At 66.7% G+C, this 21,524-nt stretch carries 15 protein-coding genes; 4 read left to right on the top strand and 11 right to left on the bottom strand.

Annotated elements, in window-relative coordinates:
• Positions 1–150 precede the first annotated feature (150 nt).
• Entirely contained in the window at positions 151–1,824 is a 1,674-nt protein-coding gene (locus tag WDB66_RS12430; protein WP_339398917.1) for an FMN-binding glutamate synthase family protein, read from the top strand.
• 71 nt (positions 1,825–1,895) lie between these two features.
• On the opposite strand, the gene xseA is transcribed toward WDB66_RS12430, so the two are convergent.
• The gene (xseA, locus tag WDB66_RS12435) at positions 1,896–3,251 is read right to left on the bottom strand and encodes an exodeoxyribonuclease VII large subunit (protein ID WP_339398918.1); all 1,356 of its coding nucleotides are present in this window, start codon (positions 3,249–3,251) and stop codon (positions 1,896–1,898) included.
• A 286-nt stretch (positions 3,252–3,537) separates the two neighbouring features.
• On the opposite strand from xseA, the gene WDB66_RS12440 reads away from it, so the two are divergent.
• Entirely contained in the window at positions 3,538–5,202 is a 1,665-nt protein-coding gene (locus tag WDB66_RS12440) for a hypothetical protein (protein ID WP_339398919.1), read from the top strand.
• 115 nt (positions 5,203–5,317) lie between these two features.
• Positions 5,318–6,556 carry a flavodoxin-dependent (E)-4-hydroxy-3-methylbut-2-enyl-diphosphate synthase gene (gene ispG / locus WDB66_RS12445; protein WP_339398920.1) on the top strand — a complete coding sequence of 413 codons (1,239 nt, stop codon included), beginning with the start codon at positions 5,318–5,320 and terminating at the stop codon, positions 6,554–6,556.
• Positions 6,557–6,574: 18 nt separating this feature from the next.
• Here ispG and WDB66_RS12450 read toward each other — a convergent pair whose 3' ends face one another.
• The 9 genes from WDB66_RS12450 to WDB66_RS12490 all read right to left on the bottom strand — a co-directional run bounded on the left by WDB66_RS12450 (position 6,575) and on the right by WDB66_RS12490 (position 18,579).
• Positions 6,575–7,465, bottom strand: coding sequence for a GGDEF domain-containing protein (locus tag WDB66_RS12450; RefSeq protein ID WP_339398921.1), 891 nt, complete (start codon positions 7,463–7,465; stop codon positions 6,575–6,577).
• A gap of 90 nt (positions 7,466–7,555) precedes the next feature.
• Positions 7,556–8,488: a DMT family transporter gene (locus tag WDB66_RS12455; protein ID WP_339398922.1), complete on the bottom strand. Its 933-nt coding sequence runs from the start codon at positions 8,486–8,488 to the stop codon at positions 7,556–7,558.
• A gap of 121 nt (positions 8,489–8,609) precedes the next feature.
• Positions 8,610–9,656, bottom strand: a complete 1,047-nt coding sequence (gene murB, locus WDB66_RS12460; protein WP_339398923.1) for a UDP-N-acetylmuramate dehydrogenase — start codon at positions 9,654–9,656, stop codon at positions 8,610–8,612.
• Complete coding sequence (locus WDB66_RS12465; protein WP_339398924.1) at positions 9,656–10,693, bottom strand: quinone-dependent dihydroorotate dehydrogenase; 1,038 nt, start codon at positions 10,691–10,693, stop codon at positions 9,656–9,658. Before WDB66_RS12465 ends, murB begins: the two co-directional genes overlap by 1 nt.
• A 5-nt stretch (positions 10,694–10,698) precedes the next feature.
• Positions 10,699–10,995 carry a DUF4190 domain-containing protein gene (locus WDB66_RS12470; protein WP_339398925.1) on the bottom strand — a complete coding sequence of 99 codons (297 nt, stop codon included), beginning with the start codon at positions 10,993–10,995 and terminating at the stop codon, positions 10,699–10,701.
• A gap of 90 nt (positions 10,996–11,085) precedes the next feature.
• Positions 11,086–12,618, bottom strand: a complete 1,533-nt coding sequence (gene amaB, locus WDB66_RS12475) for an L-piperidine-6-carboxylate dehydrogenase (protein ID WP_339398926.1) — start codon at positions 12,616–12,618, stop codon at positions 11,086–11,088.
• A gap of 217 nt (positions 12,619–12,835) precedes the next feature.
• Entirely contained in the window at positions 12,836–13,951 is a 1,116-nt protein-coding gene (locus WDB66_RS12480; RefSeq protein ID WP_339398927.1) for a formylglycine-generating enzyme family protein, read from the bottom strand.
• Positions 13,938–16,184: a sulfatase-like hydrolase/transferase gene (locus tag WDB66_RS12485; RefSeq protein ID WP_339398929.1), complete on the bottom strand. Its 2,247-nt coding sequence runs from the start codon at positions 16,182–16,184 to the stop codon at positions 13,938–13,940. The genes WDB66_RS12480 and WDB66_RS12485 overlap by 14 nt, the downstream gene beginning before the upstream one ends.
• A gap of 16 nt (positions 16,185–16,200) precedes the next feature.
• Positions 16,201–18,579, bottom strand: coding sequence for a sulfatase family protein (locus tag WDB66_RS12490; protein ID WP_339398930.1), 2,379 nt, complete (start codon positions 18,577–18,579; stop codon positions 16,201–16,203).
• A gap of 210 nt (positions 18,580–18,789) precedes the next feature.
• On the opposite strand from WDB66_RS12490, the gene WDB66_RS12495 reads away from it, so the two are divergent.
• On the top strand, positions 18,790–19,446 hold the full coding sequence (locus tag WDB66_RS12495) for a response regulator (protein ID WP_339398931.1): 657 nt from the start codon (positions 18,790–18,792) through the stop codon (positions 19,444–19,446).
• Here WDB66_RS12495 and WDB66_RS12500 read toward each other — a convergent pair.
• Entirely contained in the window at positions 19,436–21,343 is a 1,908-nt protein-coding gene (locus WDB66_RS12500) for a sensor histidine kinase (protein ID WP_339398932.1), read from the bottom strand. The two genes, WDB66_RS12495 and WDB66_RS12500, sit on opposite strands and share 11 nt — an antisense overlap.
• Positions 21,344–21,524: the final 181 nt, after the last annotated feature.

Consider the following 21,524-nt stretch of genomic DNA (forward strand, 5'->3'; position numbering starts at 1 on the left):
CATGGATCAGGTCATGGATCAGGTCATGGATCAGGTCATGGATCAGGTCATGGATCAGGTCATGGATCAGGTCATGGGTCGGATCATGGATCAGGTCATGGGTCGGATCATGGGTGGTGTGCCGGCTCGCAGCTGCGGGGGCGACTGGCTATGCTTTTGCTCCCGTTCCTGCCGGAAGCCGCCGCCATTTTTTCGCCACGTTATTTCGTTTTCTGGGGATGTGTCCTGCTTGCGTTCGCTTCCGCCTGGGCGCTGTCGCGCGGCGCGGGGCTGGTCTGGTTCTGGCCGCTGGGGGTGTTCGGTGCGCTGGCGCTGCTGGGAGTGGTGGACATCACGCAGCGGCGCAGTTCGCTGCGGCAGAACTATCCGGTGGCGGCGCATGTGCGTTTCCTCGTGGAGGCTTTCCGGCTGGAGATCCGCCAGTACCTGATCGAGGACGACGAAGCCGAGTTGCCGTTCTCCCGGGTGCAGCGTTCGATCGTCTACCAGCGTGCCAAGGATGTGCTCGACAAGCGCCCGTTCGGCACCCAGATGGCGCTGTACGGCGACGGTTACGAGTGGATCAACCATTCGCTGGCGCCGGTGCAGATCGAGTCGCACGACTTCCGCATCAGCATCGGCGGATCGCAGTGCGCGCAGCCGTATTCGGCCAGCGTGTTCAATATCTCGGCGATGAGCTTCGGGGCGCTGTCGGCGAACGCGATCCTAGCGCTGAACGAGGGTGCGCGGCGTGGCGGCTTCTTCCATGACAGCGGCGAAGGTTCGATCTCGCGCTGGCACCGGCAGAACGGCGGTGATCTGGTCTGGGAAATCGGTTCGGGCTATTTCGGTTGCCGTGATGCCGAGGGCCGCTTCGATGTCGAACGTTTTCGAGAGAATGCGCGCGATCCGCAGGTCAAGATGATCGAGCTCAAGCTCAGCCAGGGCGCCAAGCCGGGGCAGGGTGGCATCCTGCCCGGGGCCAAGGTGTCAGCCGAGATCGCGCAGGCGCGAGGTGTGCCCGAAGGTGTGGATTGCATTTCGCCGGCGCGGCATAGCGCGTTTGATTCGCCGCTGGGGCTGCTGCGCTTCATCCAGTTGTTGCGCCAAGAAAGCGGCGGCAAGCCGGTCGGTTTCAAGCTGGCGATCGGGCATCCGTGGGAATGGTTCGGCATCGCCAAGGCGATGGAGGTCAGCGGCATCCTGCCGGATTTCATCGTGGTGGATGGCGGTGAAGGCGGCACTGGCGCGGCGCCGCTGGAGTTCGCCGATCACGTCGGAGTGCCGCTGCGCGAGGCGCTGATGCTGGTGCACAACACCCTGGTGGGGCTGGATCTGCGGCAGAAAATCCGCATCGGGGCGGCCGGCAAGATCATCACCGCGTTCGATCTGGCGCGGGTTCTGGCGATGGGTGCGGACTGGGGCAACGCCGGGCGCGGCTTCATGTTCGCGCTGGGCTGCATCCAGTCGCAGAGTTGCCATACCGACCGCTGCCCGACCGGCGTCGCGACGCAGGATGCGCGGCGCCAGCGTGCGCTGGATGTGCCGGACAAGGCGACACGCGTGCAGCAGTTCCACGACAACACGCTGATGGCGTTGAGGGAACTGCTGGCCGCAGCCGGTTTGAGCCATCCGGACCAGCTCGGTCCCGAACATCTGATCCGTCGTCTGTCCTCGTATGAAGTGCGATCGCTGGCGGCGCTGTACCCGTGGGTAAAGCCGGGCGAACTGCTGGCCGGTGGCAGCGAGCACCGCGTGTTCCAGCGCTTTTGGGCGATGTCGTCGGCGGACACCTTCGATGTGCCGGAGGAACTGATGTCGCTGCGGCAGAGCCGGGTGAGCTGATCCACGAACACCGTTTTCGTCCCCCGTTTCGGGCGGTGGAAGCGGCTGAAGCGAGGAACTCGCTCAGGTGTTCAATCTTCGCCCTCGGGTTCCACCCGCAAGCGGCGCCGGCCATCGGCCAGGCGTGCGCTGATGCGTTGCCCCGGTTGCAGTGCGCTGGCGTGGCGGATGCTGCGACCGTGTTCGTCCAGCAGGATGCTGTAGCCGCGTTGCAGCGTGGCCAGCGGGCTGACCGCGTTGAGGGTGCGGCCCAGTTCGGTCAGGCGTGCAGCGGCGCGGGCCAGATGCTGGCCGGTCAGGCTGCGCTGGCGCTGGTGGGCATGGGTGACGGCCTGGTGCAGCGCGGTGATGCGCAGGCGCGGGTGCTGCGCGGCCAGACGCAGCGCCAGACGTGAAAGCTGCGCCTGTGGCGGCTGCAGGGCCTGGGATGTGCGGTGCAGCAGGCGCTGCTGCAGTGCGCGCAGGCGCTCGCTGCCGCGCGCCAGCCGCGCGGCGGGATGCTGTGCGGCAAGCCGGTGCTGCAGTGGGTCCAGACGCAGCCAGCTGCGTTCGCGCAGGCGTGCGAACGCGCTGTCGATGCGGCCACGTTGGCGTTGCAGGCTGCGTTCAAGTTCGCTGCCGTCACGGCTGAGCAGTTCGGCTGCGGCCGACGGCGTGGCGGCGCGCAGGTCGGCGACCAGTTCGGCGATCGAGGTATCGACCTCGTGCCCGATCGCGGCCACCACCGGGGTCTGCGTGGCGGCGATCGTGCGCGCCAGGGATTCGTCGTTGAACGCGGCCAGGTCTTCCGGCGAGCCGCCGCCACGGGTCAGCAGCAGCACGTCGTAGCGGCCGGACTGGTCGGCGCGGGCCAGCATCCGGACGATTTCCGACGCGGCCAGCGGGCCTTGCACCGGCACCGGCAGCAGTTCCACGCTCAGCAGGGGGAAACGGCGGCGCAGCACGGTCAGCACATCGTGCACAGCGGCACCGCCGGGCGAGCTGAGCACGCCGATATGTGCGATGCGCGCGGGCAGGGCGCGTTTGCGTGCCGCTTCGAACAGGCCCTCGGCCTGGAGCCTGGCCTTTAGCTGCTCGAACGCACGGCGCAGCGCGCCTTCGCCGGCCTCTTCCATGTGGTCGATGATCAGCTGGTACTCGCCGCGCGGTTCGTACAGCGTGACGCGGCCGCGCGCCAGCACCTGCATGCCGTCCACCGGGCGGAACTTGAGCCACTGGCTCTTGGGCTTGAACAGCGCGCAGCGCACCTGGGCACGGGCGTCCTTCAGCGCGAAATACAGGTGCCCGGAGGCCGGGCGTGAAACGCCGCCCAGTTCGCCCTCGATCCAGACCATGCCGAAGGCGCCCTCCAGCAGGTCACGCGCCAGCGTGTTCAGCTGCGACGGTGCGAGGATGTTGCGTTCGGAAGTGGGCGGGCTGTTGTTCAACACGGTTCCGTGTGGGCGGGGCGATCGGTGATTCTCACATGAAATCGAGAAGAGTTTCCCACTGCATTGATTTGGAAGCACTTGTGCATTGTCACTTTTTGCAAGAACGCGGCCTGTGGCGCGTTGTTGCGCCACCTTGCCGTTGCCGGCGAGCGCTGTGGAAACATGGATGGCGCGCCGCCCGCCATGCTGGGGTTACACTCGCTGCATCCGGCCGCGCGCCTGCCCGGACGTGGCTGTTGCGTGTCCACGTCAGATCCACGTCAGAATCAGATCGGACTTCGCCATGATCAATCCCTACCGCACCCTGAGCGAACATCTGCCCGAGCGTTTGCCGGCCGGCAAGGATGCGCTGCCGGGTGATCCCAAAAGTCTGCGCGCCTGGGTCGAAGGGTTGCCGCGCGCCAACCAGCAGGCCTATCTGGCGCAACTGGTGCAGGCCCTGGACGGCTTCCGCAATCGGCGTTTCGATGGCTTTGCCCGGCTGGAAGCCATGGAGTCGCTGCGTCCGGCGCTGCTGGAAGCCCTGACCCTGCTCGCCAGCCGCTTGCAGGGCAGCACCTTTCCGCTGGCCAATGCCAAGGCCGAAACCGCCGGCCAGTTGATGGCGCTGCACCGTGATCTGGCGCTGGGCTACCGTCTGGCCGTGGTCGAGGCCTGTGCGCCGAGCGGCAAGCTGCCGTTCCTGCGCGGCGGGCAGGTGGCGCTGGCGCTGGAACGCGCCGCCTACCATCACGTGCGCTGGCTGGGCGCCAGCTATTTCCTGTACCGCCCGCCGGAGCCGCGTGCCTGGGCCAATCTGTACGCGCTGGCGGCATTCGCCGAATCCCAGGGTCTGGCCAGCAAGGCGGTCGAGGATCCGGCCGAGCGCAGCAGCCTGACGGTGGCGCTGCTGCAGAACCAGGCGGTGCTGATGTCCCTGGCCAATCCCTACCGCTTCAGCCAGCGCGAACTGGTCGATCTGTGGACCCTGACGCGTGATGTCGCCAATCTGGTGGAACTGACGCCGCAGCGCTTTTCCGCAGCAGGTTCGGTGGTGCTGATCGATGTGGATGCCGCGCCGACCTTCTTTTCGCGCGCACCGAATCCGGACGAAGGCGATGTGCTGTGGGTGGACCTGCGCAAGCTCGACGGCTTGATGCGGGCCACGCTCTCGCACGCCGGCGGCACCCGCGATGCGGTGCTGCGGCTTTCACGCCAGTACAGCCTGACATTGTCGGTCGGTTTGCTGCAGCGCGCACTGGAAGGCTGGGACCAGGATGCCTCGCGCAGCTTCGTGCGGCTGGATGGTGGTTATGCGCTGGAAGGCGTGGTGGGCCTGAGCGGGCTGCACTACCACATGGCCGGCCAGCAGGATTTCGACGGCTTCCTGCGCGATGTGCGTGGCATGCCGGCGCTGGCAGTGCAACGCGCGGCCTGGACACACGGCAGTGTCGACAGCAACCGCGTGCCAAGCGTGGAAACCCGCGTGCTGGACCAGAGCCTGGGCGGCTACCGGGTGCGCTGGGATGCGGCCCAGGGTGTGCGTGCGCGCATCGGCGAACTGGTCGGGTTGTCACTGCCGCTGCAGGACGAGACGCGCGACTGGAGCGTGGGCGTGGTGCGCTGGCTGCGTTACGACGAGGACGGCGCGATGGAGGCCGGCATCGATCTGATCGCGCGGCGTGGTCATGCCGTGGCGCTGCGGCCGCTGGATATCGAAGGCAGCTCGCAGGCGCCGGTGCGCGCGATCGGGCTGATGACGATGGCGGCAGAAGAAGGCGATGGAGAGCGGGAAGTCTTCCTCGTCGATTCGGTGGCGGGGCTGGATGGTCCGAGGATCGAGGTGGTGCGCAACGGCAACCGCTGGGATTTCGAGGAAGGCGACGGCGCCAAGATCTACGATTGTGGCCAGCTGAAAGTGCTGCGGCGCAACGGCGACTACCTGCTGGTGGCCGGCGAGCGCGCCTGAATCCGGCCTGCCTGCCGGTGGCGATGGCGGGTGACAGCCGTGCGGTGTCATATCCGATCCGCGATAATGCGCCGTTGCGCCGGCCGCTTCTGCCCGGCCGGAGTCCGTGAAGATCATGAGTATTGCCAGCATTCCCGTGCGTCGTCGCGCATTGCAGGCCCGCATCGGCGGCGTCGCGGTTGGTGGCGACGCGCCGGTGGTGGTGCAGTCGATGACCAACACCGATACCGCCGATGTCGCTTCCACTGTCAAGCAGGTCGCGCAGCTGTGGCGCGCCGGCTCCGAACTGGTGCGGCTGACGGTCAACAACGCCGAAGCCGCCGCCGCCGTGCCGCGCATCCGCGACAAGCTGGCGATGATGGGCGTGGAAGTGCCGCTGATCGGCGATTTCCACTACAACGGCCACACCCTGCTGACCGATGAGCCGGCCGCAGCGCAGGCGCTGGCCAAGTACCGCATCAATCCGGGCAACGTCGGTTTCGGGCGCAAGCGCGATACACAATTCGCCACGCTGATCGAATTCGCGATCCGTTACGCCAAGCCGGTCCGCATCGGTGCCAACTGGGGGTCGTTGGATCAGGATCTGGCGGCGCGGTTGATGGACGAGAACGCGCAGCGCGCGGTGCCCTGGGATGCAACGGCGGTACTGCGCGAAGCGCTGATCCGTTCGGCGCTGGATTCGGCGCAGCGTGCGGTGGAACTGGGGCTGGCGCCGGAAAACATCGTGCTCTCGTGCAAGGTATCCGGAGTGCAGGATCTGATCGCGGTCTATCGCGATCTTGCCGCGCGCTGCGACTTCCCGCTGCATCTGGGCCTGACCGAAGCCGGCATGGGCAGCAAGGGCATTGTTGCGTCCACCGCGGCGCTGGCGGTGTTGCTGCAGGAAGGCATTGGCGACACGATCCGCATTTCGCTGACGCCAGAACCGGAGGAATCGCGCACCCGGGAAGTCATCGTCGCGCAGGAACTGCTGCAGACGATGGGGCTGCGCGCCTTCACCCCGCAGGTCACGGCCTGCCCGGGCTGTGGCCGCACCACTTCGACCTTCTTCCAGCACTTGGCCAAGACCGTGCAGGAGCATGTGCGCGAACAGATGCCCCGCTGGAAGATCACCAACCCCGGCGCCGAAAACCTGACGCTCGCGGTGATGGGCTGCATCGTCAACGGCCCGGGCGAATCGCGCCATGCGAACATCGGCATTTCGCTGCCTGGAACCGGCGAGGCGCCGACCGCGCCGGTGTTCATCGACGGGCAGAAGGCAGCGACATTGCGCGGAGAAAACATCGCGCAGGAATTCATCACGCTGATCGACGACTACGTGCAGCGCACCTACCGCGCCGGCACCGGCGACTGAATCACGCCAGCCGCCGCATCAGTTGCCGCACAGCACCCGGTTGCGGCCTTCCTGCTTGGCGCGGTACAGCGCGTGGTCGGCCACGCGCATCAGGTTGGCGCGGTCCGGGTGCTGCGTATCGCGCACCGCCAGACCGATGCTGATCGTGATCGGTTCGCCGATCAGCGCCGGTGACCAGGTGGCGGCGGCCACCGCCTCGCGGATCTGCTGCATATGTACCAGCGCCGCCTCGCGTTCCAGATCCGGCAGCAGCAGGCCGAACTCTTCGCCGCCGATGCGTCCGGCGATGTCCTGCGGACGCAGCACCGTGCGCACCGTGGCGGCGATCTGCTTGAGTACCTGATCGCCGACCGGGTGGCCGTGGGTATCGTTGATGCGCTTGAACAGATCCACGTCCAGGATCGCGAAGGCCATGGCCGCGTCGGTGCGTGCCGCGCGTGCCAGCTCGCGGTCGACCAGTTCGACGAACTGGCGGCGGTTGTAGAAACCGGTCAGGCCGTCATGGCTGGCGAGCTGGTGAACTTCCTCGTGGTAGCGCGCCTCGACGCTGGCGTCGCTGATGAACTTCAGGATGCTCTCGCCGACGGTCAGATGGTCGCCATCGGCCAGATCGGCGACGCCGACAACTCGGTCGTTGAGCCGGGTGGCATTGGTCGAACCCAGGTCGCGCACGCGGTAACGGCCGTTTTCGGCCCAGATCTCGCAATGCCGGCGCGAGACCGACGGATGCAGGATGTGCAGATCGCTTTCGTGCTCGCGCCCGATCACCACCGGGGTGTCGCGGATGTCCACGCGCTTGCCGAGTCCGGCGCCGTGGATCACGACCACGCATGCGACCAGACTTCCCGGCTTGTCGGGGCCGGCCGACAGCAGGGTGCGCTGGGTAGTGTCAGGGTCGAACTTGGACATGGGTGCGACGGATTGGTGATGCACTGATCATCGCCGAAAACCGTCGCGAATGCGCACGCTTCGGCACATTCATGATGTTTTTTTCACGACTCAGCCTGAAATCCGGCTCTCGCCGCCGACCTCCGGATCGGTGACCGCGCGACGTGCCAGCTTGGCTTCGCGCAGTGCGATGTAGTAGTTCGACGCCAGGATGATGCCGGCACCCAGCATGGTCCAACGGTCAATCACCTCGTCGAACAGCAGCCAGCCGTAGAAGCCGACCACCAGCACCTGCACGAAGGTGATCGGGGTCAGCAGCGAGGCGTCGCCGAGCTTCAGCGCACGGGTCCACAGCAGATGCCCGGCGGTGCCGAAGAAGCCGGCCAGGATCACCCACAGCCAGGTGATGCCCTGCGGCCAGGTCCAGACGAACAAGGCCGGCACCAGCGACATCGGCACCCAGAACAGCGAGGTGTAGAGCACGATGGCGTCGGGCTTTTCGGTGCGCGACAGGAACTTGATGCTGATCGCGACGCTGCCGCTCAAGGCCGCTGCCGCCAGCGCCACCAGGGTGTGCACGCTGAACGAGGCCGCGCCCGGCCGCACGATCAGCAGCACGCCGACAAATCCCACCAGCACCGCAGTCCAGCGCCGGACGCGGACCACTTCGCCCAGCACCAGCACCGCGCCGATGGTGACGAACAGCGGCGTGGCATAGGAAATTGACACCGCCTCGGCCAGCGGCAGATTCACGATCGCCCAGAAACCGCACATCATCGACAGGATGCCGACCAGGCAGCGCATGAAGTACAGCGACAGGTGGCGGGTGCGCAGCAGCCCGGTGCCGTGGCGCAGCAGCAAGGGCAGGGCGAAAAACAAGCCGAACAGGGTGCGGAAAAAACCGATCTCGAAGACGTGCAGATCGTTGGCCGCGAACCGGATCGTCACCGCCATCGTGCCGAACATCAGGGTGCTGCCCAACATCATCAGGATGGCACGACGCAGGTCGTGGGTGGCGGAAGGTTCGGCGGGGGCAGGGCTCATGGTGCGCTGCAATATGAGGCCGGAAAGGCACTTTTGCCAGAGCGGAGCGAAGCTCGGGGTGGGATGGTTCAGCAAGGAGATCGCTGCAGCGTGGCGTGGTCTCGTGCCAGCGCTGCCGAGATCAGAAATCCGCGCCGATGATGCGTGCTTCCGGCTCCAGCTTCACCCCGAATCGTGTCTGTACCGAGGCACTGATGCGGCGCGCCAGATCCAGCAGTTGCGCGCCACTGGCCTGGCCGTGGTTGACCAGCACCAAGGCGTGCTGCGCGGCAACGCCGGCATCGCCATCGCGATGGCCCTTCCAGCCGGCATGTTCGATCAGCCAGGCGGCTGAGAGCTTGCGCTGCGTTTCGTCGCCATGGGCCGGGAACACCGGCAGCGACGGCGCTTCCCGTTGCAGCGCCTGCGCCAGCTCCTGCGGCACCACCGGATTGCGGAAGAAGCTGCCGACATTGGGCAGCCGGTCTGGGTCGGGCAGCTTGCGGGTGCGCAGCCGCGATACCGCCTCGGCGATCTGCGAAGGCCGTGGCGGGGTGTCGGCGCCGAGCGCGGCCAGTTCCTGCGGCAGGCCCGGATAGTCGATGCGCGGCGGATGTTGGTGCGGCAGGCGCAATTCCAGCGCGGTGATCAGCCAGCGCGCCGGTTCGCGCTTGAACAGGCTGTCGCGGTAACCGAACGCGCATTGGGCGCGGTCCAGCCGCACGATGCGGGCTTCGTGCCGATCCCAAGCTTCGACGGTTTCGATGAATTCGCCGACCTCGGTGCCGTAGGCGCCGATGTTCTGGATAGGTGCGGCGCCGGCAGTGCCGGGGATCAGCACCAGGTTCTCCAGCCCGGCCAGGCCCAGCCCCAGGCTCCAGCGCACCACGTCGTCCCAGTGCTCGCCGGCGCCCACGCGCAGCAGCGTGCCGCGCTCGTCCCGGCCCAGCTGCTGGCGGCCCAATTGGCCGATGGACAGCACCACGCCGGGCACGTCGCCGACGAACAGCGTGTTGCTGCCTTCGCCCAGCACCATCAGCGGCGCCTGTTGCAGATATGGCAGCGCGAACAGTTCGGGCAGGCCTTCGGGGCGCAGCACTTCGACCAGCAGTTCAGCGCGCGCGGCAACCCGGAACCCGTTGCGCGCCGCGAGCGAGGCGTTTTCCGCCAGACGATACGCAGGGCTCATCAGTGTTGCGTGCCCTGTTCGCGGCGCCGGCGCAGCGCATCGACGCATTCCCCGACCAGCGCCGGGCCGCGATACACCAGCCCGCTGTAGCACTGGACTAGCTGCGCACCAGCCGCCATCTTGCCGGCCGCATCGGCACCGCTGAGGATGCCGCCGACGCCGACCAGCGGGATATTCGGGTCCAGCGCATGGCGCAGGCGGCGCAGCACTTCGGTGGAAAGGCCGTACAGCGGTGCGCCGGACAGGCCGCCGGTTTCACTGGCGTGTTCGGCGCCGCCCACTTCGGAGCGGTCCAGCGTGGTGTTGGTCGCGATCACGCCGTCGATGCCCAGGTCGTTGAGGGTGCTGGCCAGCGCGTCGATTTCGGCACTTTCAAAATCCGGTGCGATCTTCAACAGCAGTGGCCGCTGGTTGCCGCGCGCGGCTGCGAGCCGGGCCTGGCTTTCGCGCAGGCCGCCAACCAGCGCGCGCAGCGGTTCGCCGAACTGCAATGCGCGCAGGCCGGCGGTATTGGGTGAGGAGATATTGACCACGATGTAGCCGGCCACGTCCCAGGCGCGCTCCAGGCAATGGAGGTAGTCGTCCAGCGCGCGCTCGTTCGGGGTGTCCTTGTTCTTGCCGATGTTGATGCCGATCACGCCGTTCCAGCGTGCCCGTTCGACGTTGCGCACCAGTGCATCGATGCCGTCGTTGTTGAAACCCATGCGGTTGATGATCGCCTGGTGTCCGGTGAGCCGGAACAGGCGCGGCTTCGGGTTGCCCGGCTGCGGTTTCGGCGTGACCGTGCCGACTTCGATGAAACCGAAGCCGAGCGCGGCCAGCGCGTCGATATGCGCGCCGTTCTTGTCCAGCCCGGCGGCCAGGCCGACCGGATTGCGGAACTCCAGACCGAACGCCCGGGTGGGCAGGTCCGGCACGCGGCGGGTGGCCAGGCGCGCCAGCCCGGTGCGGTGCGCCAGTTCGCCCCAGCGCAGCGCACGCTCGTGCGCGCGTTCCGGATCGGAGGCGAACAGCAGCGGGCGAAGCAGTCCGTACACGGTGGTCAGTTCGCCAGAACACTGATCGCAGCGAGCCCACCGAAGAACAGGAACAGCGCCAGCACTCCGAGCACCACCAGCACCAGTTGGATGTAACCCAGCAGCAGGCCGGCAATCGCCAGGCCGTCGCCGTCCAGGCGTTCGGGTTCGCGCCGGATTTCGGCACGCGCCATGTGGCCGGTGATGATCGCCACCAGCGAACCGAGCAGCGGGATCACGATCCAGCTCAGCACGCCGAAGATCAGGCTGACGATCGCCAGGGTGCTGGTCTGGCGCGGGGACAGCGGGGCAGGGACGTTCATGCGGGCATCCTCGACGTGCGGTGATGGGTGGATGATGCAGCCAACGGGCCGGCAGTGCGACTGCCGGCCTTGTGTGCGCAGGCGTTTGGCTTACAGATCGAACTTGATGCCCTGTGCCAGCGGCAGCGAATCGGAGTAGTTGATGGTGTTGGTCTGGCGGCGCATATAGACCTTCCACGCATCCGAACCGGATTCACGCCCGCCGCCGGTGTCCTTTTCGCCACCGAAGGCGCCACCGATTTCCGCACCGGAAGTGCCGATGTTGACGTTGGCGATGCCGCAGTCGCTGCCGGCCGGCGAGAGGAACTTCTCCGCCGCCTTCAGATTCTGCGTGAAGATCGACGAGGACAGGCCCTGCGGCACGCCGTTCTGCATGTCGATGGCCTCGTCCAGCGTCGAATACTTCATCACGTACAGGATCGGTGCGAAGGTCTCGTGCTGCACGATCTCGTCGCTGTTCTTCAGCCCGGTGATGATCGTGGGCAGCACGAAGTTGCCGGGGCGGTCGATGCGCGCACCGCCGGTGGCGACGGTGCCGCCGGCGGCCTTGGCCTTCTCGATCGAGTTCAGGAACTGCTCGACCGCTTCCGGGCTGTTGAGCGGGCCCATCAGATTGGCGGCATCGAGCGGATCGCCGATCTTGCCTTCGACCTGCTTGTAGGCCTTGACCAGCGTCGCCAGCACGTCGTCGTAAATGGATTCGTGCACGATCAGGCGACGGGTCGTGGTGCAACGCTGGCCGGCGGTGCCGACCGCGCCGAACACGATGCCGGGAATGGCCAGCTTCAGGTCGGCGCTTTCGTCCAGGATGATGGCGTTGTTGCCGCCCAGCTCCAGCAGGCAGCGGCCGAGACGGGCGGCGACCTTCTGGTTGACGATGCGGCCGACCTGGGTGGAACCGGTGAACGAGATCAGCGGCACGCGGCGGTCTTCGACCAGCTTTTCCGACAGCGCGGTGCCGGCATCGTTGATCAGGAAGAACAGGTCGGGGAAGCCGGCTTCGCGCAGCGCTTCATTGCAGATCTTCATGCTGGCGATGGCGGTCAACGGGGTCTTGTTGGACGGCTTCCAGATGCAGATATCGCCGCAGATCGCGGCCAGGAACGAGTTCCAGCTCCACACCGCGACCGGGAAGTTGAAGGCGCTGATGATGCCGACCAGGCCGATCGGATGGTACTGCTCGTACATGCGATGGCCGGGGCGCTCGGAATGCATGGTGTAGCCGTACAGCATGCGGCTCTGGCCGACCGCGAAATCGGCGATGTCGATCATTTCCTGCACTTCGCCGTCGCCTTCCGGCTTGGACTTGCCCATTTCCAGCGCCACCAGCGAACCGAGCGCGTCCTTGTGCTTGCGCAGGGCTTCGCCGCACAGGCGGATCGCCTCGCCACGGCGCGGTGCCGGCGTGGTGCGCCAGACCTTGTAGGCTTCCTGCGCACGCGCGATCACGGTTTCGTAATCAGCTTGGGTGGTGGCCTCGACCGTGGCGATGACCTCGCCGGTGGTCGGATTGCGTGGCTGGATCAGGCCGGCACCGGTGGCGCTGGACCATTCGCCATGGCCCAGATAAGTGCCGGGGTTGGTCTGGGCAAGGCCGAGGGATTGCAACAGGGCGTTCGACATGGTGACTCCGATCAGGATATTCAGCCGGCCATTGTAGCGGCTCGGGCCGGCGGCTGTTGACCGGCCAGCCTGCAACACGGGCGCGGGATCGGAAGCGGTGTGGCGGCTGGAGTTGTGTCCGAAAGAGCGCTCACGGCTGCGATGGCCGCCCGCTGTCGGCGGTCCCGGAGGTCTGACGCGATCAGCGCTTTTCAGGTGACGCTGAAGTCGCCGCTGATCACGCCGTGCGGACCAGCCGGAAGCCCAGATGCGACATCGGGCTGTACGGGTCGCAGCCGCGTCGGGCGCTGGGGCGGTAGGACAGGCAATAGTCCTCGTTGCAGAGGAAGGAGCCGCCGCGGATGACCCGTTTCGGCGCGTTGACCGGTACGCCGGGTTCGGACGGGTCGTAGCAGTCGGCCGGGCCGGCCGGGTTGTCTATCGGGCCGCCTGCATCGCGCGCCTGATGCGTGAAGTAGTCGGCGCGGTACCAGTCGGCCACCCATTGCCAGGCGTTGCCGGTCATGTCGTACAGGCCGTAGCCGTTGGCCGGAAAGGTGCGGGCGGCGGAGGTGCCGACCGCGCCGCCGGCCTTCGGGCTGACCACGGGGAATGGGCGCTGTTTCACATCCCAGTAATTGGCCAGTTGCGCGCCGTCGGGGCTGGTCAGTTCGTCGCCCCAGGCGTAGGTGGCCTGTTCCAGTCCACCGCGTGCGGCGAACTCCCATTCGGCTTCGGTCGGCAGCCGCTTGCCGGCCCAGCGCGCATAGGCCAGTGCGTCCTCGTGGCTGACCTGTACCACCGGGTGCGAACCCTTGCCTTCGATCGTGCTGCCCGGTCCTTGCGGGTGCCGCCATTGTGCGCCGGGGACATAGCTCCACCAGCGCGAATAATCGTCCAGCCGCTGCGGCGCACTGCTGCCGGTGAACACCATCGCGCCGGGCACCAGCATGTCATCCGGTGGCCGTGGCACGCCCGGCGGCAGTTGCACGCGGATGGTGTCCCAGTCCGGCTTGCGTTCGGCGGTGGTGACGTAGCCGGTTTCGCGCACGAACTGCGCGAACTGGTCGTTGCTGACGTGCGTGGTGTCCATCCAGAAGCCATCCACCTGCACCGCATGCGCCGGCCGTTCGTTCAACTGCGCCAGCTTGTGGTCGCTGCCCATCAGGAAGCGGCCGCCCGGAACCCAGGCCATGCCCAGTGGGCCGTTGCTGCCATCACCGATGAGGATCCGGTGTGCTTGCGGGCGTGCCAGCAGGCGCCCGCCGAGCACACCGCCGGCGGCGGCAGCGGCCACCAGGGTGATGCCGCCAAGCAGCAGTTTTCGACGTGGAATGGAATCAATGGACGGCATGGCTGGGCGGGCAGACGGTGTTGTAGTTGGACAGGATGATGACGCCGTCGTCGTTGTCGGTGATACCGTCGAAAACGCCGTCGATGAGGAAATCGTAGACACTGGACAGGCCCCAGTTATCGGCGATGCGTTGCCATTCAAACAGGTCGGTCGAATCCACCACGCCATCGCGGTTGCCATCGCCCGGGCAGTCGGGCTGGGAGGCGAGCAGTTCGTCCAGCCGCGCCGCCAGATGGTCGTAGGCGGCCTGCTGGTCGATGGTCAGGGGGCCGTCGAGCAGGTTGTTGCTGGCCGGATCTTCCAGCATCGGCAGCGGTGCGGCCTGGTCGACCCGATAGAACTCGATGCTCAGGTCCTGGCGGGCGTCATCGGTATCACTGTCGTAGTTGATCGTGGTGTTGTGCACGATCTTGTAATCGTCATCGCGGATCGCGAGTGAGCTTTCCGGCAGCACTTCGACCGGCAGCGCAGCCGGATCGGCGGCGAAGATGGCCCGGTTCACCTGCCAGCACTGCGCATAGCCGGCGCCGCCGTTGTCCACCACCGAAGGATCGCTGTAGCCCGGCCCCCACCAGACTCCGAGATTGTCTTCGCACACGCTCTTGGAGGTGGGAATCTGGGTGCAGCTGCCGCCGGCCACCGCGCTGCGGCTCATGACGCAGGGGCCGTTGCGGCCATCGTTGGCCTGGAGGTTGACCCCGGCCTGGGTGAAGTTGATCGTGCGCAGGCCGGCCTGGGCGGGGTCCTGCAGATACGGCAGCAGCGCCACCGAATCGATGGTGCGCGGCGATTCCTGTTGCGCGTCCAGGCCCGCCAGTTCACCGAAGAACTGGAACAGGTCCACCGCATTGACCATGTGCTCGACGCTGCGGCCGGGCTGTTCCACCTGCGGCCCGGCGACGATCAGCGGCACCCACACGCCGGTCTGGTAGGAGCCGCCCTTGGCCAGCGACGGGTTGAAGGGCGCCTTGACCGCGAAGCCCAGCGAGCCGTTGTCACCGACGATCAAGATCACGGTGTTGGACGCCTGCGGGTCGTAGACAAGATTGTCATCGCCGTCGCGCGTGGCCAGACCGGTTTCCAGCAGCAGGCGGCCGAATTCGGTGTCCATGGCCTCGGTCATCTGGTTCTGGATGATGCGCCCGTGCACGGTGCTGGTGCAGTCCAGCAGATTGCCGGAAAACCCCGGTGCATCCGGCAGGAATTGCGACAACAGCGCGCTGCTTTGCGGAGCGAGTGCCATCGGTGCCGGTTGCCACGGCGTGTGCGCGGCCGAATAGCTGACCGTGGCCATCCATGGGGCGTCAGCCGGGCGTGCATTGATCCACTGGATCGCGGCATCGGTTTCGATCGTGGTGCGGTAGCCGCGTGCGCGCGGATCGCTGAACGGCACTTCTTCCACATCGCCATCGTCCACGATCACCAGCGGCGAGACGTAGAAGGCGTTTTCCCGGTTGAAGTCCAGCGTCACGCCGTCCGGCAGCGGCGCATCGCAGTCGGCCTGCTCGCGCACGAAGATGCCGCCCTGGGCCATGCAGGCCATGCCGCTGCTGTCGTGGCCGAGCACCGGTGGCGCGGGCAGCGAGGTGCAGCTGCCGTCGCTGAAATGGCAGGCGCCGGCCAGATGGTGCGGGTAGAAGCCGCAGCGCCATTCCCCGGCCTCGTATACTCCGCCGGCCGTGGTGTCGACCGATCCGGGCAGGCCGCCGACCCAGCCGTGGAAATGGTCCCAGCCCAGCACCGCCGGGGTGGCGTTGCCGGCTTCGTTGTGCTCCGGCCCGGCCAGATGGAACTTGCCGAACATCGCGCTCTGGTAACCGGCTTTCTTCAGCAGTTTGGGCACGGTCAGGTCGTATGGCGAGATCTGCGAATTGGCCAGGTCGTTCGGCCCCAGCGCCTGGTACATGTTGGTGCGCAGCGGGAAGCGGCCGGTGAAGAACGCGGCCCGGCCGGGCGAGCATTCGGGCATCGACCAAGTGTTGCGGAACTTCACCCCGGCTTCGGCCACGGCTGCGATATTTGGCATCGGTGGCGGTGTTGCGCCGCCGTAGCCGAACGCGGCCATCTGGTCGATGCCGACATCGTCCATGACGATGAACAGGATGTTGGGTGGCGGTGCTTCGATTCCGCTTTCAAAGCTGTCGGAAAATATCGTGCTGCCCGCCGATGCGGCCATCGGCAGCAGGAGCATCGCCAGCAGTGCCGAAAACCGCCGGTACAGGAAGCTGTGCATGGTCGCGATTCCCATCTCAGTGCGCCGCCGGCGGCACGCAGGTGGCACCGAGGTTGGCGATGATGATGGCCAGATCCGCATCATCGGTGCGGCCATCGTGGTTGAAGTCGTACCAGGTCGATTGGCCGGCGCCATCGTGCTGGTTCAAGGTGCTCAGTTCGGCCCAGTTGTCCAGATCGGCCTGGTCCACCTGGAAATCGCGGTTGCCATCGCCGGGGCAATGGATCTGGTCGTAGTTGTAGTGGTAGGCGGCCACCGCATCGCGCTGGTCCAGTTCGGCGGAAAGCACGCCGTAGGCGGCCTGGGCTTCGGGATCGAGGCCGGACACATCCAGCGGCGCGGGGCCGATCGCAAGCTCGCTGCCTTCCTTGTCGAGCACCGGATTGGGCTGCGCCAGCATGTCGATCCGGTACAGCTCGTCGATATTGCTGTTGACGCCGGTGTAGACGGAATTGACCGGATTGGCCAGATCCTCGGTGAAAGTCTTGCGGTTCAGCCGCACCAGCTTGTGGACACCATCGCTGGCGGCCTTGGACGAGTCGGGCAGCACCTTGGTGGCATCGGCCGGATTCAGTGCCTTGCGGTAGGACATGACCTGTCCGCAGTGCTCGAAGCCGGCAGCCGGCACGCCCGCCAGACCCGAATCGGCGCCGTACCAGACTCCGCCCTGATCGCCGCACAGCGCCTTGTTCGGAAAGATCACGAAGCAGGTGTCGGCGGCCTCCACCACACAGGGCTGGGCCACGATGCCGGCGGCGGGGTTGGGGAAGTTGGTGCCCATTTCGGTGAAGTTGATCGTGCGCAGCGCGGCGTGCGCCGGGTCGGTCAGATAGGCCAGCATCGGCTGCGCATCAATCGGGCGTTCGGCTGGGATGTGCGCGTCGATGTCGGCGCCGACCAGATCGGCGAACAGGCGGTACAGATCGGGCGAACTGACCTGGTGCTGCACCTCGCGGCCCGGCGCGGCGACCATCGGGCCGGCCACCAGTAGCGGCACGCCGACGCCGGTCTGATAGGACGAGCCCTTGGCACGGGTCGGGTCGAAACGGCCCGGTTGGGTGAACTTGACGCTGTTGACGTAGGTGCCGTTGTCGCCCATGACCACCACCACGGTGTTGCTGCGGGCCGGGTCGTAGCTCAGGCTGCCGTCGCCGTTCCACTCGGCCAGCCCGGTTTCCACCAGCAGTCGGCCGATTTCCCGGTCCATCGCTTCGACCATCAGATTGGTGATCAGGTGGTCGTCGATCATGCCGATGATCTGCCCCGGCGCACCTTCCACATCCGACAGCGGCGAGCAGACCAGATTGTCGTTGCGGCCGGGCGTGTCCGGCGCGATCAGCGCCAACGGCGGCACCTGCAATGGCGTGTGCACGGCCGAATAGCCCAGTGACATCATCCACGGCCTGTCGGCAGGCTGCGCGTTCGCCCAGGCGATGGCGCGGTCGGTTTCCATGGTGCTGCGGTAGCCGCGCGCCGAGGCGTCGGTGGCCAGCACTTCGCCGGCGTTGCCATCCGCATCGCTCCAGACGAACTTGCCGGTGTAGTAGCCGTTCTGCGCCTCGAAATCGATATGCGCCGGCGTATTGGCCTGGCAAAACTGGTTCGGATCGAAGATGCCGCCGCGTTCCAGACAGGCACGGCCCGGTGTGTGCAGGCCGCCAGCATCGTCGCGCACGATCTGCTCGCAGCTGTTGTCGACGAAATAGCAGGCGCCCTGATCGGCGCCGTGGGTGCCGTCCATCGTGGTGTTGGAGACGAAGCCGCATTTGTGCGGGCCGGCGGTGACGTCATCGCCGAAGCTGCGCAGGCCGGCGCGGGTGTCGATCGGATAGGGCGCGCCATCCAGATAGCCGTCGAAGTGGTCCCAGCCGAGCTTCCACATGGTCTGCAGGCCGTAGGGCAGGTTCGCCGAGGTGCCCAGATTGGTGCCGGTCAGATGCATCTTGCCGATCATCGCGTTGGTGTAGCCGGCGGTCTTCAGCAGCTTCGGCAGCGTCATTTCGTAGGGCGAGATTTCCGAATTGGCCAGATCGGTCTGCACCACTGCGTTGAGGATGTTGGTGGTCGAGGGATAGCGCCCGGTGAAGAAGCTCGCGCGCGTCGGCGTGCAGGTTGGCATCGACCAGGCGTTACGGAACTTGAGCCCGGCCTCGGCAATCGCGGCCAGATTCGGCGTGCGCGGTGGAACCAGCCCGCCATAGCCGTAGAAATCGAGCTGATCCAGGCCCAGGTCGTCAATGACGATGAACAGGATGTTCGGTGGGCGGGCGCCGTCGGCGCTCTCGAAGCCGTCCGCGAATACGGCGTCGCCATCGCCGGCGAGGGCTGGCGCGGACAGCAGCAGGAGCGACAACGCTGCAAGCGGAACTTTCAGCAAACAAGGCAGGCGTTTCATGTGGTTCCCCCCGGAGCATGGATGTGATGCCTGTCATCAGACCGCCCGCCACGCGATTCGGGAACACCATGAATATGGCATGGGCGATGCTCCGCGCCTGCGCGATGATCGGCCGATCCGAAAACGACGCGTGGCATGAGTCCGCCTAACAAACGATGCCAACGTCCGGGGTCGACTTGAGGCAGGCCTTGCGAGCACGATGGCGCGGTGATGGAAACGATACGAATCCTGCTGCTTGAAGACGATGCCCCGACGCGCCAGCGGCTGCACGATGCGTTGGCCGCCGATCCGGGCTTTTCGGTCGAAGCGGTCGACAGCCTTGCCGCCGCCCGCGCCGCCATTGCGCGTGAATGCCCGCAGGTGCTGCTGACCGATCTGGAACTGCCCGATGGCCACGGCGCCGACCTCACCGCCGAAGTGCATGCCGCGCATCCGCAGGTGGAAATCCTGGTGATCTCGGTGTTGTGCGACGAGGCCAATGTGGTCGCAGCAATTGCGGCCGGCGCCAGCGGCTATATCGTCAAGGACGCATTGCCCGAGGATATCGGCAACACCGTGCGCCAGGTGCTGGATGGGGAATCACCGCTCTCGGCCGGCATCGCGCGCTATCTGCTGCGCCGCCTGCAACCGGCTGCGACAGCCGGTGCGGAACCGGTGGCCCGGCCCGCGCTGGATCTGACCGGGCGCGAAACCGACATCCTGTGGGGCATCGCCAAGGGCATGAGCTACAACGAAATCGCCGACAGCCTGGGCATTTCGCGCAAGACCCTGCCCAATTACATCAAGAGCATCTATCGCAAGCTCGAGGTCAACAGCCGGGGCGAAGCGGTGTTCGAGGCAGTATCGCGCAAGCTCATCACGCTGTGACGGCGGCATCGTGCCCGCCGCCAAGGCGCTGCGGCAGATCCACGATCACGCGTGTGCCCGAGGCATCGCTTTCCACGCTGAGTTCGGCGCCCAGCGCGCGTGCGCGGCGCTGCATATTGGCCATGCCGTAATGCCCGCGCTTTGCTTGCGCGCCGCCCTTGCCATGATCGCGCACGATCAGGCGCACGCCGTGGCCGGGCCGCGGCGGCGATTCGATCCGCACCACGTCCGAGCCGGAATGCCGGGCGGCATTGTTCACCGCCTCCTGCAGCAGGCGAAACAGGTTCAGCGTATGCGTGGGTGACAGGCCCGGCAGGTCGGGCAGGTCGTGCACCTTCCATTCAAGACGCAGTCCGGAACGGCGCAGCTGCGGTTCGATCCGGTCGCGGAAGGCGACCAGCATCATGCCCAGGTCGTCGCCGAAATCCTCCATCGAGTCCACCACCAGGCGCAGGTCGGTCAGCGCGCTGTGGCTGGCGCGCGCCACTTCCTCGGCCACCGGGCCGCTGCCGCGTTCGCTCAGCGACACGATGGATACCAGCTGCCCGGCGATGCCGTCGTGCAGATCGCCCATCAGCCGCATGCGTTCGGTGGCCAGTGTCTCGCGCCGCGCCTGCGCCTGTTCGCGCTCGAACGCCTGTTGCAGTTTCAGCCGCGCGGCCGCGACTTCGTGCTGCAGGCGGGCGTTGAAATCCTCCAGCAACGACAACCCTTCAGCAAAGCCGCGCAGCACGATAGCACCCATGATGGATACCAGGATCGGCCCGTTGAAACGCGCCAGCAACACATGCGCGCGGCCGATGCCGGTGCCCAGCATCACCTGATCGCGCACCGCAAGCGCCATCAGCACGCCGATCGCGACCAGCAATACCAGCGCGGTGCGATCCCGGCCCCGCACGCCGGCGCGCCACAGTTCCCACAGCGCCAGCGCCGCGAGCACCAGCGCCAGCGGCACGAAGAGCAGCGAGACCAGGCGCGTCGCCCAGACCGCCGGCAGCAGCAGGAAGGCGAGCACCATCAGCGCGGCGGGCAGCAGAAACCAGCGGGTGCGTAGCGGCGGCGTGCGTCCGGTCAGTTGCCAGACGAAGGGCAGCAACAGGCAGGCGGCGACGAAGCGCAGGGTGTTCGCCGGCACCAGCAGGAAATCGCCGAAGGCGCTGGCGATCAACGGCGACAGCGAGGTCAGCGCGAAACTCAATGAAATCGTCGCGCACAGCAGATACAGCTGATCCTGACGGCGCGCCAACCAGATCAGCAGCAGGATCGAACCGATCGCCAGCAGCGCGCCATCCATCAGCCGCGACAGCACCACGACCAGGAAATGCGCCGCTTCGTAATCGTCGCGCAGTTGTTCTTCCGGGCCGAAGAACACCGGGCCGACCGCACCCGAACCCATGCGCCCGGCCAGCACCAAGCCGATCTCGTTGCGGCCCGGCTGCAACAGACGTTCCGGAATGGTGGCGATCTGCGGCGCGCCCTGGCCCTGGCGCAGCGAGGTTTCGGCCAGCGTGCTGTCGAGCATCGGCACGCCGTTGAACATGACCTGGATGCGCCCGGTGAACTGCGGCACGTAGAGCGCGAACGGGCCGTCGGCAGAGGGCTGATGCTCGAATCCGATCCGGTAGCTGTGCACGCATTCGCCCTGCGAATGGCAGTTGCTCGGCAGCCGCATCGGCACCGGCCCGGTGTCGTGGGCGCCATCGCCGGAGCTGCGCAAGGCGCTGTCGAAACGCAGCACGCCCGGATCGTCGACGCGCGCACCGGTGTCCATCAGGGTGTCCAGCGCCAACAGCAACAGCGCGGCGCCGGCCAGCAGCGCCGCCAGGAATTTCCATGGCATCGGGCCGGGCGTCGGGCCGGGTGTTCCAGCGCCGGCGGTGGTGCGCGGTTCGGCCACGCGCGTTCCTGTTCGGATCAGAGCATTCGATCATGGCCGTGGCCATGGGCTGCCGCAAGGCGATTGTCGGGGCTTTGGCGCGGTCGGCGGGGTTCGCGTGCCACAGGTGCGTTGCCTGTCACAGTTCGCGGCATGTCCCGGGTGTCTCCGGATCTTCGTGCGGGCTGGCAATCCATCGGTG

It is taken from the genome of Denitratimonas organivorans (assembly GCF_037478135.1).
Classification (GTDB): Bacteria; Pseudomonadota; Gammaproteobacteria; order Xanthomonadales; family Xanthomonadaceae; genus Denitratimonas.